At 63.3% G+C, this 15,102-nt stretch carries 13 protein-coding genes; 1 reads left to right on the forward strand and 12 read right to left on the reverse strand.

Going from position 1 to position 15,102, the window contains the following annotated elements:
• The first annotated feature begins 4 nt into the window (after positions 1–4).
• Positions 5–1,990: a hydantoinase/oxoprolinase family protein gene (locus AB5I84_RS00170; protein ID WP_369453804.1), complete on the forward strand. Its 1,986-nt coding sequence runs from the start codon at positions 5–7 to the stop codon at positions 1,988–1,990.
• Positions 1,991–2,028: 38 nt separating this feature from the next.
• Here AB5I84_RS00170 and AB5I84_RS00175 read toward each other — a convergent pair whose 3' ends face one another.
• The 12 genes from AB5I84_RS00175 to cpaB all read right to left on the reverse strand — a co-directional run bounded on the left by AB5I84_RS00175 (position 2,029) and on the right by cpaB (position 15,070).
• Positions 2,029–3,144 carry a hypothetical protein gene (locus AB5I84_RS00175; RefSeq protein ID WP_369453805.1) on the reverse strand — a complete coding sequence of 372 codons (1,116 nt, stop codon included), beginning with the start codon at positions 3,142–3,144 and terminating at the stop codon, positions 2,029–2,031.
• A gap of 32 nt (positions 3,145–3,176) precedes the next feature.
• Positions 3,177–3,794, reverse strand: coding sequence for an outer membrane beta-barrel protein (locus tag AB5I84_RS00180; RefSeq protein ID WP_369453806.1), 618 nt, complete (start codon positions 3,792–3,794; stop codon positions 3,177–3,179).
• A gap of 96 nt (positions 3,795–3,890) precedes the next feature.
• Positions 3,891–5,861: a pilus assembly protein TadG-related protein gene (locus tag AB5I84_RS00185; protein WP_369453807.1), complete on the reverse strand. Its 1,971-nt coding sequence runs from the start codon at positions 5,859–5,861 to the stop codon at positions 3,891–3,893.
• A 145-nt stretch (positions 5,862–6,006) separates the two neighbouring features.
• Positions 6,007–7,824: a pilus assembly protein TadG-related protein gene (locus tag AB5I84_RS00190; protein WP_369453808.1), complete on the reverse strand. Its 1,818-nt coding sequence runs from the start codon at positions 7,822–7,824 to the stop codon at positions 6,007–6,009.
• 27 nt (positions 7,825–7,851) lie between these two features.
• Positions 7,852–8,130: a hypothetical protein gene (locus AB5I84_RS00195; protein ID WP_369453809.1), complete on the reverse strand. Its 279-nt coding sequence runs from the start codon at positions 8,128–8,130 to the stop codon at positions 7,852–7,854.
• Between the two features lie 2 nt (positions 8,131–8,132).
• A complete protein-coding gene (locus AB5I84_RS00200) occupies positions 8,133–8,810 on the reverse strand; it encodes a tetratricopeptide repeat protein (protein ID WP_369453810.1) in 678 nt (225 codons plus the stop codon).
• 22 nt (positions 8,811–8,832) lie between these two features.
• Positions 8,833–9,681 (reverse strand): type II secretion system F family protein, encoded by an 849-nt coding sequence (locus AB5I84_RS00205; protein WP_369453811.1) that lies wholly within the window; start codon positions 9,679–9,681, stop codon positions 8,833–8,835.
• A 7-nt stretch (positions 9,682–9,688) separates the two neighbouring features.
• Positions 9,689–10,612 (reverse strand): type II secretion system F family protein, encoded by a 924-nt coding sequence (locus tag AB5I84_RS00210; protein WP_369453812.1) that lies wholly within the window; start codon positions 10,610–10,612, stop codon positions 9,689–9,691.
• Positions 10,602–11,768 (reverse strand): TadA family conjugal transfer-associated ATPase, encoded by a 1,167-nt coding sequence (locus tag AB5I84_RS00215; RefSeq protein ID WP_369453813.1) that lies wholly within the window; start codon positions 11,766–11,768, stop codon positions 10,602–10,604. Before AB5I84_RS00215 ends, AB5I84_RS00210 begins: the two co-directional genes overlap by 11 nt.
• A 41-nt stretch (positions 11,769–11,809) precedes the next feature.
• Complete coding sequence (locus tag AB5I84_RS00220; RefSeq protein WP_369453814.1) at positions 11,810–12,982, reverse strand: CpaE/TadZ family protein; 1,173 nt, start codon at positions 12,980–12,982, stop codon at positions 11,810–11,812.
• Between the two features lie 14 nt (positions 12,983–12,996).
• The gene (locus tag AB5I84_RS00225) at positions 12,997–14,172 is read right to left on the reverse strand and encodes a type II and III secretion system protein family protein (RefSeq protein ID WP_369453815.1); all 1,176 of its coding nucleotides are present in this window, start codon (positions 14,170–14,172) and stop codon (positions 12,997–12,999) included.
• The gene (gene cpaB / locus AB5I84_RS00230) at positions 14,162–15,070 is read right to left on the reverse strand and encodes a Flp pilus assembly protein CpaB (protein ID WP_369453816.1); all 909 of its coding nucleotides are present in this window, start codon (positions 15,068–15,070) and stop codon (positions 14,162–14,164) included. The genes AB5I84_RS00225 and cpaB overlap by 11 nt, the downstream gene beginning before the upstream one ends.
• Positions 15,071–15,102 lie beyond the last annotated feature (32 nt).

Here is a 15,102-nt window from a genome sequence, read left to right on the forward strand (position 1 = left end):
CTCCATGGCCGATTTCCCTGTGCTTGGCGTCGATACCGGCGGCACCTTTACTGACTTTGTGTTGCGCACCCGCGATGGCGAGCGCATTCACAAGGTGCTGTCCACGCCACAAGCGCCGGAGCAAGCCATCCTGCAAGGCATCCATGAGCTGGGACTGGACGACGCCTTGGCGAACGGCCACTTGCTGCTGGTGCACGGCACCACCGTGGCCACCAATGCGGCGTTGCAAGGCCGCGGCGCGCGTACCCTGCTGATCACCAATGATGGATTGCAGGACGTGCTGGCCATCGGTCGTCAGGCACGCCAACACCTGTATGACCTGACGCCGCCGGCAGAGCCCCGGCCGCTACCGCCGGAGCATATCGTCGGCGTTAGCGCACGATTGGATGCCACAGGCGCTGAAGTCGCCGCACTGACCGATCAGGATCTGGCCGATCTAGACGCCGCCATCAGCGCCGTGCAACCGGAGGCGGTGGCGGTGTCGCTGCTGTTCAGTTATCTGAACCCTAGCCACGAACAGCGCATTGCCGCACATCTGGCCGCTAGCGGAGCCTTCGTCTGCCACTCCGCAGAAGTGCTGCCACTGAGCGGTGAATACGAGCGCACCCTCGCCACTTGGCTGAACGCCTGGCTGGGCCCGGAGGTGGCACGCTATCTGGAGCGGCTGCGGCAGGCCGTCGGCCGCACGCCAGTGAGCCTGATGCAATCCCACGGCGGCACCGTGTCACTGGCCAGCGCCGCCCGCCGGGCGGTGAGTCTGTTGCTGTCCGGCCCCGCCGGCGGTCTCAGCGCAGCCCGGCAGTTGGGCGAAGATCTCGGCCGTCCGCGCCTGCTGACCTTCGACATGGGCGGCACCTCCACCGACGTGGCACTGCTCGATCAGGGTCTGCGGATCACCTTGGAAGGCCGCGTCGGCCCCTACCCGGTAGCCGTGCCGATGGTAGACATGCAAACCCTCGGCGCCGGCGGCGGCTCGTTGGCCCGGGTCGATGACGCCGGCATGCTCCATGTCGGGCCGCAATCCGCCGGCGCCAATCCCGGCCCGGCCTGCTACGGTCGCGGCGGCCACGAGGCCACCGTCACCGATGCCCATGCCGTGCTCGGGCGGCTGCCAGCCAGCACCCGCCTCGGCGGTGAACTGCCATTGGATGTGGACGCCGCACAGGCAGCCTTGGCACGGCTCGGGGAGGCCATGGGCCAGAGCGCCGAGCAGGCCGCACGCGGTGTGCTGGCGGTGGCCAACGCCCACATGGCTCAGGCGCTACGGGTGATCTCGATCCAGCGCGGCGTCGATCCCTCTGACTTTACGCTGGTCAGCTTCGGCGGCGCCGGCGGACTGCATGTGTGCGACTTGGCCGATGCGCTCGGTATCCGCGAGGCGCTGGTCCCACGCCAGAGTGGCGTGCTGTCCGCTCAAGGACTGACCTGGGCACGCCAACAGCGCGAACAGGTGCAGTCGCTCCCAAACCAGGTGTCCGATGCCGAACTCACGCAGCAAGCGCAGCGACTGCAACAGCAAGTGCTACAGGCACTGGCTCAGGAAGAGCAGCTGGCCGTGGATGCGCTCACCAGCGAGCTGTCGGTGGACCTCTGCTACCAGGGGCAATCGTTCCCGCTGACCATCCCCTGGCATGACCATCCCGACGCCTTGGAGCTGGCCTTTCACAACGCCCACCAAGCGCGCTATGGCCACCGCCTCGACGGCGCCGTGCGCCGCGTCAATCTGCGTGCACGGGCAGCGGCCCCGGCGCTGCTCCGCACCACCACCGTGCCGCTGGAGCACAGCAACGAGGCGCCCAGCACCAGCGAGGTAGCCGGTCTCGGTCCGGTGCCGGTCTGGACCCGAGCAGCGCTGGAGCCGGGGCGCTGTTATCAGGGCCCCATGGTGGTGACCGATGCGGTCGCCACCGTATGGGTAGCGGCAGGTTGGCAGGTGACGCGGGATCAGGCCGACCACCTGCTGCTGCAGGCGGTCAGTGCCGGCGGATGACAACCTTGGCGGGCAACTAAATGCTGCCCGCCGCAGCATCATTTACAGAGGTAATCGAGCGCCTGTTCGGTGCCGCCGAACGACACCGTCAGCGTATCAGCACCAGGATCCAAGCAGCTCAACACTACTCGTGCACTCACGCCAAGGTTATCGGTGAGATCACTGCTGAGCCGACCCGCAGCGCGGTTCTCACCAATGGTTTCGGTGCGATCGTCTTCATCAGCCTTGTCTTTGCCGGTGGGCACCGGCGGCGATAGGGCGGCGATATCAAACAGCACCGCATAACGCACCATGCGATCCACCACTGGCTGGCCGCCCACCGTCAGACGTGCCCAAACCTGCGCATCTTGCCCCACCGGAATGCCGTTGTCGGCGTTGCCATAACCGGGGTTGTCATTGGCGTCCCGCAGTTCCAACGCCAGCTCAACGCGGTCATGCCAGTACAGCACCGGGTGGCTGAGCGTGACACCGGCCGCGGCAAATTGCAGCACATCCTCGCCGGCATCCTCGCGCGTCAGCACCCGGAAGCATACTTCGCCATTAGCATCGGTGCGGGTGCTGCCGTCGGCACCAATCGGCTGGTCAACAGTGCACTCCGCCAGCTGCAGACCGCCCTTTTTAGCGGTCAGTGATACCGATTGATGGGCCCAGGGCTGGCCGTTCTCGAGGAAGCTCACCTGACCGGTGACGTCCACCAGCGGTGATATCGGACTGCCAGCAACCCCGATCAGGTTGCCCGCGCTATCCTGCAACGGTGCCAGCGAGACCGTCAGTCCATCCTGCTGCACTTCTGCTGCGCGGTCGCTGCAGCGCACCTGCATCAGTTCTGACGGGTCGGTGCTGCCGCGCTGACTGGCGTCCACATCTTCAAACACGCAGCGGAACGGCGCGGCGACCCGCAGCGCTACCGAGAACGGCTGGCCGTGGCGCAGCGGGTCAGGAAATGCATAGGTGCCATTGCTGGTGATGGACAAGGTGTCGACTTGGCTGTCGACCTCGATGTCGGCAAACATCAACGTCTGGCCATCCAGGCCCTGCACGCTGATACGCGGCGCCACGGTCGGCTGGCGCTCGCCACTGGACGAGGAGGAGCCGCCGCAACCCGACAGCAACAACGGCACAGCCAGCAAGCCGGCCACAACAGAGATTTTCATGGCGTTCATCCTTTTACGTGACGCGGTCCTAATCAAAAGCGGTAGCTGACGCCCAGAGCAAATTGGGTTTCGGTGGGCTTGATGGAGATCGCGCCGTGGTCGTAATCCTTCTTGCCATAGAAGGTCTTGTTCCATTCGGCGCGGAAATCCACGTTGTGGGAGATCGGCAGCAGCACACCAACTCCGGCGCGCAGACCATCGTGGTCGCGCTCTTCGTTCCAGCTGTACCCGGGGCCTTTATCTTCTGCCTTGAAGCTGGCTCGTTGCCAGCCGGCGCGTACGAACAAAGCGGAATCGCCCACCGAGTTCATGCCGGCGAGGAAACCAACACCGTAACTTTCCTGAATACGGTATGCGGTGGTGCCGACACCGCGCAGCTCGGCTTCCGCATTGCCCATGCCGCCATTGATTTCCAATGCCAAGAAACCATTGGCACCACGGCGACCAATCCCGGCAAACAAGGTGCCGTTGACACCTTCACCGTGAAGGCCATCAAAGGTGTTGCCGTATTGGCGATCGGTAATTTTGATGCCGGTGTCGGCCCAACCGACCTGGGCACCGAGGTAGGCACCTTCACGGGCGTGGGCAGTGCCGGCTAGGGATACCGCAAGGACGGCGGTGCCAAGACACAGCGGCAGTTTGTTGATCATAGGACGCTCCTGTTTTTTATTTCCAAATCATCCAGTCCGCCTTCCCGGCGTCCGTGGCAAAAAAATGCCGGCCCCCCAACAGGCGCCGGCAAGACTTCAGCAACTTTCCAGACTGCATCCTTCCATCAGCAGCATGGCCGGCTGCGAGGCGGCAATCACATTGATCTTGGCATTGCCCAACTGAATGCCCAGCGACTCCAGCACCGGTCCGAGCACATACACCGACAGCACTTCAAGAATCGGTGACAGCACCGCGTTGAGGCCGTCGACCAGGATATTGAGCAGTGCCTTCAGCTCGATCCCCACCAACTGAGCCGAGCGCACATCAAGACCGTCCAACAGCGCTTTCAAAGTACCGGCCAATATCTTTCCGGAGTCGCCCGTCAGGTGGCACTCAATGGTCTGGTTGCCCTGCACCGTACAGCTGCCGCCGCTGCCGACCATCTGGCTCAGGTCGCCGTCTAAGCCAACCCCTTCGATGGTCAGCTTGGTGCTGAACATCTGCTCGGTTTCCACCGGATTACTGGCGATCTGCACTTTCACGAGGTTCAGCTCGATCTTGCCGCTTTCAGACTGGTCCGGTACGCACCAGCCCCAGTTGTTGAGCAGGCAGCCCCAAGGTTTATTGCCGCCGGAGCGGTGGTTATAGGTGTAGTCAAACCAGCAGGTACGGATGCCGCACAGCGAATAGGGTTTGCGGAAATCCGGTACGTCGAGGCCGACCCGAGCAAGAATGCCGTCGTTGAAAGTGCTGAGCGCCAGCACCCCGCGCTGCACCTCGTATTGCAGGTCGACCAAGTTGTCATTGCCCTGCGCACAGGAGGCACCGATGAAGCGCGCGCGGGCATAGCCGGTAGACAGCTCCAGCGGAACTTCCAAGATAATTTTTACGGGTGTATTGGGCACCAGATCGAGCTTCAGGCTGACCTTCACCTTGATGTCAGACGCCGTGGCAGTACCGATCCAGCTGTCATCGTCCAGCGCCATCCGCGCCGGAGCGACCACTACCGCCGGGGCCTCATCGATGGCCACCTGCAGCCCCAGTGACAGAATGTTGTACTCGCTGGGAATACCCAGCAGCTTGGCCACATCAACGCCGAGGTTGATGTCCTGCAGTTGCTTGGCCCCCAGGTTGAGGATCACCGAGCTGAGCACCGACAGTACCGGCAACTTGGCCCCTGACTGGATCGCCCCCTCCCCCACAATATTGATCACATCGCCCAGCTTCAGGCTGGTGTCGATGCCCAGATACGGCAGCGCCTTGTCCACCGAATCCAGCACATGCAGCCCATCCACCAAAGACGACACGCCCTTGAGGGCACCGAGCAGCACGTGGGCCGGAATATCGGTTTCCAGCAGCGCACCGAGGCCGAGCAGACCGCCCGGCAAGTCAAGGCCGCCCAAGTGCAGGATGCTGCGCAGCAGGTCGTCAAGATCCACCAGCGTGTTCTGCAGGTCGTCAAACGACACCGAGTCCAGCCGCACATCGGTGCCGAGGATGCCGTTGAAGATCAGCCCCAGCAGGTTGTCCTTGCCGCCCGGCAGCGACAGCGTGGAGCCGGCTGGGTAGAACGTGGCATACATTTCCTTGCGCACTGTGGCACTGGCAGTAACCGAGTCCATGGCAAATGCCAACAGCCCGGTGATTGGCCGCTCTAGCACTACCGAAGTACCGTTGCTGCTGCGCGCGCGACCGACGGCAGACAGCACCTGGTACCGGTTGTCCTGCGCTTCCACCAGCACTCGGTCGGCACTGCGTACCACCACATCATTGATGGACGCTAGCTCCGGCTTGCCCAGATACAGCTGCTTCAAGCGCTGGCGCACCAGCCCAGTGGGCAGTGACGCGGCGCTGTCGGACAGCTCTTGGTGGATGCCGTAGCAGGTCTGTGAGTCATTGCTGAGGTCGGTGGCCAGCGCATTGGCCATCGACTGCAATTGGCGTTGGAGTTGGTACACACGGGCGCCATCGATGATCAGCGCGGCGAACAAAAACATGGTCGTCAGCATGATGGTCCACACAATGGCGGACCCACGCTGCTGGCGTATGGCTAGAAACTGGCGCATGGAACAGTGCCCCGACTGCTATCAATCAAACCCTGCCGCCACACTGGCGACGCCTCCCCATCGGCGGCACCGCTCCCACTGCGGTACTCACCGACCCACCCTGCATCCTGCGGGTGACGTCTCCCGACGCCACCGATTCCTGCGGTTACAGCGCGCAGATCCCCACGCCACAACCTTCCAACAACACCACCTGGGGCTGGGACACGCCGGCAATGGTCAAGCCAGCCGCCACCAGGTTCACTCCCAACGCCTGCAGCAACGGCTGCACCACGCTGTTCACAATTCCTTCCACCAGACCGCCGACCACATTGCTCAGCAGCGGCACCAGCAGCAGCTTCACCGGCGAGAGCAACGCCGACAGCAGCCCGAGCGGATCGAGCCCAAGCACTTTCACTTTCACGTCGAGATCCAGACTGCCCAGCAACGCCGCCACCCCCAGCTCCAGCTGGTCAGGCAGATCGCACACGATGCCAGCATTGGTGGTGCTGCAACCGGGCGGCAGCATGTGGTTCACCTGCCCGGTTTCCAGGTCATAGCCGTTGATCCACATTTCACGGCCACTGCCCTGTTGCTGCGGCACCGGGCCCAGCTTGACGTCCACATCGACGCCCAGCAGTGGGCCCAGCACCGCCACCCCGACATCCACCATCGCGGTCAAATCCAACAGACGGCGCGACGACTGGAAACCGAGCCGTACTTCGTTGCTATTGCCGCGCGCACACTCAGCACTGGTGAAGCTGGCGCTGGCGTTGGCCACTTCCACCATCAGCGGCAACGCGATATCCAGCCGCACCCCTTGGATCAATCCCAAGTTGAGCACCTTGGCCGACAGGTTAGTGGTGACTTTGAGGGCGATGTCGCCGCCGCGCGTCTGCCCTAGCCAGCTGCCGTTGGCGTCCTGCCGCGCCGGTGCGGTGACCTGGGTCGACGGGCGGTCGAGGTCCAACTCCACTTCCAGTGCCTTGAGGTCGATCTCCACCAATCCCAGCCCGCCCAGCAGGCTATTGAGCGGACCGGTGACGGCATTCAGGCCGTCCAAGCTCAAGTGCACTTTCTTATTCAGGGATTTACCGACATCCATGATGATGCCGCTCACCAACTGCAACGCCGGAATGCGCGCACCGGGCACTCGGTTGCCGGCGCCCACCACATCGATCAGGTCGCGCAAACGGATGTTGGTATCGATATTCGCGCCACGGAGCACTTCATCGATCAGCGGCGCCAGACCGGAATTCGCCACCGACTCCACCGACCGCAGCGCCTGCAACACCGTGCTGGCCAGCATCTCCGAACCGAGGATGGTGTCCAGTGCCTCACCCGCCAAGGGCAGCGAGGTGAGCAGCGCGTCCACATCAACGATCACCCGCTGCAAGGCATCCAGATCCAACAGCTCCAGCCGCAGCGGCGTCGGTACACCGAGGATGTCGCTCCATACCAGCGACAACAGCTGTGATTGGCTGGTGTCCAGCGTCAGCGTGCGTGCATCAGAGGAGAACGACGCCAGCACTTCCTTGCGGGCGGTGGCGGCCGCCGACAGCTCCGGAAACACAAACATCAACAGCCCGGTATAGGGCTGCTTAAGGGTGACGGTGACAGCATTGCTCTGGGCGAAATGGCCCACCGGCTCGATGTGATGTTGGCCACCGGTGGAGCTCACCAAGGTGCGCATGGCGGTGGTTTGCATGCCAGCCAGATCCTGATCACCGAAGCGGCTCGCCAGCAGCTGCTGAGCACTGGCGCTCAACGCCAGCGGGGTGTCGTCGGCGAGCGAGCCACCGCAGGCCTTGGCGTCATTGGCCAGCTCAGTGGCCAAGGCGTTGGCCATCGATTGCATCATGCGTTGCTGGCGGTAGAGGCCGCTGCCGTCCACCACCAACGCCGCAAACATGACGATGACCAGCAGCATGATCGTCCATACCACTGCCGACCCCTGCTGGTGTGTACGTGTATGCAGTGTTGGCATGGCGGTGATCCTCCCGCTGGCGTCGCCTTATTTGGTGTTTCGGGTGGAGTTGGCTTTTTCCTGCAGGCTATCCGGTACCGCCGTCGAGAAGGTATTGGCGATGCGGCGCTGGCTGTCCACATACAGCGAGGCCGGCAGTTCGCTTTCGGTGGGAGCCGGCATGCTGCGCTGTTGCTCCAGCAGCCAATCGGTGACGGTCTCGCGCTTCGGCGCGATCACACTGCCGGACAGACCGGACTCAAATTGCTGGCCGAGGGCGGCGGCGGAAAAGCCGAGCAGGACAACGGCCGGGGTCAGCTTCAACATGGTCATTTCCTCATTTGTGCCGCGAGTTCGCGGGCGTGGACCAGCTCACTCTCAGAGAACGCAAAGCGGGCCTGGAAGTCGGTCAGACCAGCACCGTCATGAGCCAAGATGTAGGCCACTGCCAAGTTCTGGCGCGCCGGACCACGGCCGTTCTGCAGTTCCAGTGCGGTGCGCAGGTGGCGCTGGGCATTGCCGTAATCACCCACCAGCAGCAGCGCGTAACCGTAGTCGTTACGCACGTTGGCAGACGCCGGCAGCCGCTTGCTGGCATTTTCCAGATTCGCCAAGGCGCTGCGTACGTTGCCTTGCTTGAGCGCCAACACGCCAAGACCGTGGTAGGCCTCCGGGCTGTCGCACTTGGTGATCAAGGCGCCGAAGATGTCCACCGCGTCGCTGTAATCGCGGGTCTGCGCCAGCAACTGGCCGTAGCGATGCCAATATTCTGGGTTGCGCTGCGGCGTGCGCTGCAGCTGTGCCAGAGCAGCGTAGTAGCGGTCGCTGGCGGTCAGGGTATCGACCATTTCCAGGTCGACCCGCTCTTCCGGTGCTGGCTTGGCTGCACAGTTCACAGAGTCGAGCACGCGCTGACCAAGGGAGCTGTTGTCATCGGCCGGGCGCTGTGCGCAACCGCTCACCGCCATCAGGGTCAGGGCAAGGACTGCCGTGGTTTTCCAGTTCATGTGTGTGATCTCCCGCCGAACGTTAACGCGACAACGCCTGGACAATGTTGATACCCGCCGGCCCGCCGATGATCAGGAATAGCGCCGGCATCATCAGCGCCATCATCACCACCGTCATCTTGGCCCCCAGTTTGTTCACTTGTTCCTTCACCCGGCTGCGCTCCATGTCGTGCGCTTCCTGGATCATTTGCTCGATGCTTTCGGTAATGCCGCCGCCCAATGCCCCGGCTTGTTTCAGCAGTCGGGTGAGGTTGTGCAACATGGGGATGTCACGCCCCTGGTTGATGTCCTCCAGCGCCGCCCCTCGGTCAGCCCCGGAATCCATCAGACGGTTGAACCGCTCCAGCCGAAATACCAGCGTCGGAATCAACGGCCGTGCCTGCAGCGCCGCGATGCGAAACGCACGCTCAATCGACAGGCCCGCTTCCAGCAACATCTTCATCACCTGCGCCAGCTCGATGGCTTCCAGGTTCTGCTGGAAACAGGACTGTTTGGCGACCCCGCGGACATAGCGACGGCTGCCAATGAAGAACAGCGCCCCCGCCATCAGCGCCGCCAAGCCGCCCCAGATCAGCGCTGCCGCCAGCACCGCGAACACCGGCACCAGCCAGCAAACAATAAAGTAGGTGTTCTGGATCTGTTCCGAGCTGCGCCCGGTGGCGCTCAGCGCAGTGCTCATCTCACGATAGTCGTCCTGCACAAATCCAAGCGACGTCAGCCGTGATGACACGCCCGCCAGCGCCAGACTGCGCTGCGGATCATCGCCAGCTTGCAGACCGGACAGACGGCGCAGCACCTGGCGCCGGTTACCCCAGCGGCGGCTCTGCACCAGCGCCAGCCACACCGCTGCCAGCGCCAACAGTACTGCCATCCATGCACTAGCCACGTCCCACCCCCTGCACCATGCGGAAGATCACCACCACCGCCAACGCAATCAGCGCCAGGGAAATACCCAGCAGCATGTGGCCAGTGGAGGTGTGCAGCAGCACGTCACGAAACGATTTGTTCAGCGCCACCATCGCTACCCCCAGACCCGGCGGCATAATCGCAAACGCCGCGGCGGTGAAACGCGTCTCGGCGGTCGCCGCCATAAACTCGCGGCGCAGCTCCTGCTGGGCGCGCAGCGAGCGCGATACTTCCTTCAGCACTGCCCGCACCGAGCTACCGAAGCGCGACGAGGTGCGCAGCGCCACCGCCACAAAAACCAGCGGCGGCACGTCATAAATTTCGGCAAATTCGTCCATCAAATGGGTGTAATCGCGGCCAGAATCCACTGCGCTGCGCAACCGGAACGTGACCCGCTCAAACACCGGCGGCGCTTCACGAAACGCATCCACCAGCGAATTTTCCAGCGACCGCCCCGCATCGATACCGCGGATGGTTTCGTCGATGATGGTCGGCAAAGATTCAAAAATGGTGCGGCGACGTTTTTCGTAACGCACTTTCCACAGCAGAGCGCCAAGTGCCAGTGCCAGCACCGGCACCAACACCGCCATCACCCAGCCGAACAGCGCGCCAACAAACAGCGTTGAGGTGGCTACCACCATCATCAGCGTCGCCAGGCGCGTGTAGGTGAGGTTCATACCGGCTTTGTAGAGCAACCGGTCGAAGCGGCCCATGGCAATGCCTTGGCCGTTGTCCACCAGCCCGGTCTGCTCATGGCTCGCCGTCAACCGGTTGTTCACCACATCCTTCATCTGCGCCCGGCGGCGTAACACCGACCACGTCAGCTGCAGCAGCAACAGGATGACCGCCGCAATCGCCAGGTTGCGGGCCGCGGCGAGCATGAATTCAGCGTTCATGCTGGCTCCGGTACAGGTAGATCATGTGGTACGGATCGTCTTCAGTGGGTTGCAACTGCACCACTTCGCTGACAATCCGCTTGCCATTGGGCAACCGCACCAATTGGATAATCACGTCCAGGGCCGAGGTAATCAGGCGCGCGATGGCTTGCTCACTGGCCTCGTAACCACTCACCGCCAGCAGCGTCTCAATCCGCACCAGCGCATCACGGGTGCCGTTGGCGTGCAGCGTACTCATGGAGCCTTCGTGGCCGGTGTTCATGGCCTGCAGCAGCTCGATGATTTCGGAAGAGCGCACCTCACCAACGATGATGCGGTCCGGCCGCATCCGCAGCGCGTTCACCACCAGCTCGCGGGCGCTGATGCGGCCCTTGCCTTCGGTGTTGGCCGGCCGCGTTTCCAGCCGCACCACGTGCGGGTGGTTCAGCACCAGTTCCGCAGAGTCCTCAATGGTGAGGATGCGGTCGGTTTTCGGAATGTACTGGCTGATCAGGTTCAGCATGGTGGTTTTACCGGTACCGGTACCGCCACTGACGATCATGTTCTTGCGCGATTGCACCGCGCTGATCAGCACACTGAGGCATTCCTCAGTCATGGCGCCGGAGCGAATCAGGTCTTCCGCCATCAAGTGGTGGCGGTTGAACTTCCGGATCGAAATGGACGGGCCGTCCAGCGCCAGCGGCGGGATGATAGCGTTCACCCGCGAGCCATCCGGCAAGCGCGCATCCACCATCGGCGAAGCTTCATCGAGCCGGCGACCCAGCGGCGCCAAGATGCGGCGGATGATGCGCAGCACGTGATCGTTGTCGATGAAGCGCACCGAGGATTTCTGCAGCACACCACTGACTTCCACGAACACGTTGTCCGGGCCGTTGACCAGGATGTCGTTGATGCGGCCATCGCGTAGCAGCACTTCCAGCGGTCCGAAGCCCATCACTTCGTCCACCATGTCGCGCACCAGCTGGGTGATGTCTTGGCTGGACAGCGGAATACGGTGCTCGCTCAGGTACTGGTGCACCGCGCGGCTGACCGCTTCTTCCACCCGCTGGCGGTTGCTGCGTGCCACTTCGATGCCGTCTTCATCAAGCTTGTCGACCACCCGCCGGTGCGTCTGCGCCTTCAGCAGCTGGTACTCGTCGTCGATACGCCCCGCCACACCCTCTCCTTATCGCGCTGTACGCGTCCCCACGCCGCTGTTCAGCCGAACAGCGCGCGCTTTTTCTTTTCCAGGTTGTGCCCCTGCCCCAGCAGCCGTTGGGCAAGCTGGTTCATGGCTTTGTTGTAACCACTGCGCGGCATGGTTTCGGCGAACGGCACACCCATGTTGATGGCCTCCAGGCGCCCCTTCCATTCCAGCGGCAGCGTGGCGGCGACCCCGGCCCCGACGTTCTCCGCCACTTCCGAAACGCTTGGCGGCAGCGACGCTTCGTAGCCATCCAGCGCCACCAAGATTTGGCACTGACTAGGCAGGAACGCGCGCCAGTTGGCCACTTCCTCACGCACCGCGCGCAGCTGGCCGACTTCCTGGTTGGCTACCACGATCAGTTCCGCCACATGCACGCCGATGGACTGAATCCAGTCCGCTTGGCGCACGTTGCCCACGTTCAGCACGATGCGATCAAACATCGACATCAAGCGGGTCAAGGCGATGAACAGATCCGCACCCCGGTCACCGAGGAATTCTTGGTCGCCGCCGCCGGCCAGCACCCGCAGGCCCGGACGGTATTCATCGAGCGCGGTCTGGATCAGGTTTTCATCCAGCGTGTCCGGGCTGGTCAGCAGCTGGCTGAGATCGAAACTGTTGTGGGTCTCTAGGTGGAACACTTGGTCACCGGTGCTGTACACATCCACCGCCAGCACTTTGGCGGACGCGTTCTGCGCCGCCATCGCCACCGCCAGGTTCTGGGCAAAGAACTGGGTGTCCATGCGCGCACCCACCGACGCCACCAGCGTCAGGTTGCGCAGCCGTGATTCCATCTGGTCGCGCCACGCGCTGGAACGCAGCAATTGGTGCTGGCGCAGACGATCGCGCAGCTCTTGGCCATCAGCACCGACCACTACGCAATCGCGGGCACCGGCGCGCATGCACGCCAGCGTCAGCTCCTGATCGGACACTCGGCACAACGCCACGATGGTCACCCACGGGCGTGCATTGCTGAGCGCGGTGATCACTGCCAGCGCTTGGCTGGCACTGCGATCGGACAACTCCACCAGCGCCACCTTGGCGCCGGTGGCTTCGAGCAGGCGAATCACCCGCCCCAAATCTTGGCTGCTGACCTTTTCGTAGCGCGCCGTCCCTTGCAGCGCCGCGTCGAGCCAGGCTTCGGTGCCAGCGTCGTCGATCACGGCGAGCATGTTTTCGTCCACCATGCAGCGTCTCCTACTTACCAGCTCAGGCCGTGGCGCACCGGCTGCGATCCGCGCCGGGTCTCGGTCATCATGTCCAGCCAGCCGGTGCTGGTCTCGTGGTATCCCGCGCCCGGCAGCGTGCCCGGGGGCATGCTGGAGGCCTTCGGCGATACGATGTGCGGCGTAACCACCATCACCAGCTCTTTGTCCTGCCGCTCAATGCGGGTGGAGCGGAAGAACGCGCCCAAAATCGGCAGGTTGCCGAGGCCCGGCAGGCGATCGCTGTTATTGACGGTATTGCGGCTGACCAAGCCACTAATGATGAAGGTCTCACCCGGCGCCAACGCCACTGTGGTTTCGGTGCGACGCACTCGCAGGCCCGGTACCGACACGCCACCGGTGCTGACGGCGGCGGAGTAATCCAGCTCGGACACTTCCGGCGCCACCCGCAGAATGATCTGGTCGCCACTGACCACAGTCGGGGTCAGCGCCAAGCCAATACCAAAGCTCTTGTATTCGATCTGAATGGAATCACTGCCTGAGCCACCACGGGACGGGACCGGGAATTCACCACCGGACAGGAAGGTCGCAGTCTGGCCGCTCAACGCGGTCAGCGACGGCTCAGCCAGGGTGTACGCAAAACCACCGCTTTCCAGTGCGTTGATGACCAAGTTGGAATTCTTGCCAACGCGGAACAGGTTGAAGCCTTCGGCGCCGCCGGACGGTGCTTTGATGCCAACTTCGGTGCCGTTAAACATGTGCGAGTACTCGAAGCCGAGTGCGTTCAGCTCGGTACGCGACACTTCCAAAATGCGGATATCGGTCTGCACCTGAGTGCCGAACGGCAGCCGCTCGCCGGCGGTGGCCGCCACTACCACGGTGGTGCGCTGCGGTTCACTGATGCCGTTGATCCACACCGACAGGATCGAGGTGCCTTCCGCTTTAGCGGTCAGCAGCAGCTCGGAGCTGGTGGACACCGACACCCCGGTCACGCCCGGTTCCGACGTGGCGACTCGAGTGATCTTGCCAGGGAACATCAGCACCTGCTGCTCGCCGGGCGACATGCGGGTGACACTGTCCATCGGGTTCTGGGCCAGCGCTGCGGACGGCATCAGCCATGCCAGCAGGGCGAACAGCATCGTCAACATCCAACGACGCGCCGGTGCAGCGGTATGACGACATGCGTGCGTCATGCGTTGATCAATGTACATACGTGCTCCTCGAGCTGGATCCCTCAAACACTTCGACCCGATCACCGCGCGGTGCCGCCGGACGGGCCGGAGCGCGCTGCTTTTTCGGGAACAGATCTTCAAATCGTGCCAGTGCGGCGGCGGCATCAGCGGACGACGGCTTGCCATCGGCGGTGGCCGTTTCCGTTTCATCGCCGTCGCGGTGTTCACGGCCCTGACCGGCCAGCGCCAAGCGCAGTGCGCCGTTGGCCTCGGCCAGCATCAACCGCGACAGGTCTTCACGGGGTACCGCCAGCACTGCCGTGGCGTTACGGCCACGCTGCTGCTCCTGCTGGCGCTCATCTTCGGTGGAGGGCTCTTCCATGCGGCCGTGCACGGCCAGCACTTCAATGCTGGACAGCACCACCATGGCGGTCGGCTGACGGTCGTCGTCACCGCCATTGCGGAAGTGGGCAAGGATGTCGACCAGATCGCCGGCTTTCAGGAAGCCGCCGACGGCACTGACGTTGTCGATGGCGATCGCCACCGCGCGGTAGCCGGCCGGCACCACCTGCGCCAGCTTGTTAGCCGGTTGCAGGTGAGAGCGCGCCAGAATCTCGCCTTCGCGGACGTTGCGGCGCAGCACAGTGCCCACCACGCTTTGATCGGACGGCAGCGCTTCTACCAGCGGTACCGATACACCGACCTTGCGGAAATCGTTCTCACTGATCTGGGCACCAATACCCAGCTCGCGGGTGGCCACCCAGTAGGAGTGCTTGAGGGCGTCCTCGATCTGCTGTTCGGTCACTTGCATGACGATGCCCGGCGCGGCTTGGTTCGGTGCCGGCGCAGGCTCCCGTGCCAGGCCCATGATGGCCAGCACAACAGCGATGGCGCTGAGCAGCAGCGCCGGAAGCATGTAAAGCCAACGAGCCCCCATGACTTCTCCTTGGGTGTGGCAGTCAAAGTACT

The organism is Alcanivorax sp. REN37 (genome assembly GCF_041102775.1).
Taxonomy (GTDB): Bacteria; Pseudomonadota; Gammaproteobacteria; order Pseudomonadales; family Alcanivoracaceae; genus Isoalcanivorax; species Isoalcanivorax beigongshangi.

Excerpts from the sequence above, each read along its gene's own strand:
- AB5I84_RS00170 (WP_369453804.1), top strand. The coding sequence starts at position 5 with ATGGCCGATTTCCCTGTGCTTGGCGTCGATACCGGCGGCACCTTTACT.
- AB5I84_RS00175 (WP_369453805.1), bottom strand. The coding sequence starts at position 3,144 with ATGAAAATCTCTGTTGTGGCCGGCTTGCTGGCTGTGCCGTTGTTGCTG.
- AB5I84_RS00180 (WP_369453806.1), bottom strand. The coding sequence starts at position 3,794 with ATGATCAACAAACTGCCGCTGTGTCTTGGCACCGCCGTCCTTGCGGTA.
- AB5I84_RS00185 (WP_369453807.1), bottom strand. The coding sequence starts at position 5,861 with ATGCGCCAGTTTCTAGCCATACGCCAGCAGCGTGGGTCCGCCATTGTG.
- AB5I84_RS00190 (WP_369453808.1), bottom strand. The coding sequence starts at position 7,824 with ATGCCAACACTGCATACACGTACACACCAGCAGGGGTCGGCAGTGGTA.
- AB5I84_RS00195 (WP_369453809.1), bottom strand. The coding sequence starts at position 8,130 with ATGTTGAAGCTGACCCCGGCCGTTGTCCTGCTCGGCTTTTCCGCCGCC.
- AB5I84_RS00200 (WP_369453810.1), bottom strand. The coding sequence starts at position 8,810 with ATGAACTGGAAAACCACGGCAGTCCTTGCCCTGACCCTGATGGCGGTG.
- AB5I84_RS00205 (WP_369453811.1), bottom strand. The coding sequence starts at position 9,681 with ATGGCAGTACTGTTGGCGCTGGCAGCGGTGTGGCTGGCGCTGGTGCAG.
- AB5I84_RS00210 (WP_369453812.1), bottom strand. The coding sequence starts at position 10,612 with ATGAACGCTGAATTCATGCTCGCCGCGGCCCGCAACCTGGCGATTGCG.
- AB5I84_RS00220 (WP_369453814.1), bottom strand. The coding sequence starts at position 12,982 with ATGGTGGACGAAAACATGCTCGCCGTGATCGACGACGCTGGCACCGAA.
- AB5I84_RS00225 (WP_369453815.1), bottom strand. The coding sequence starts at position 14,172 with ATGTACATTGATCAACGCATGACGCACGCATGTCGTCATACCGCTGCA.
- cpaB (WP_369453816.1), bottom strand. The coding sequence starts at position 15,070 with ATGGGGGCTCGTTGGCTTTACATGCTTCCGGCGCTGCTGCTCAGCGCC.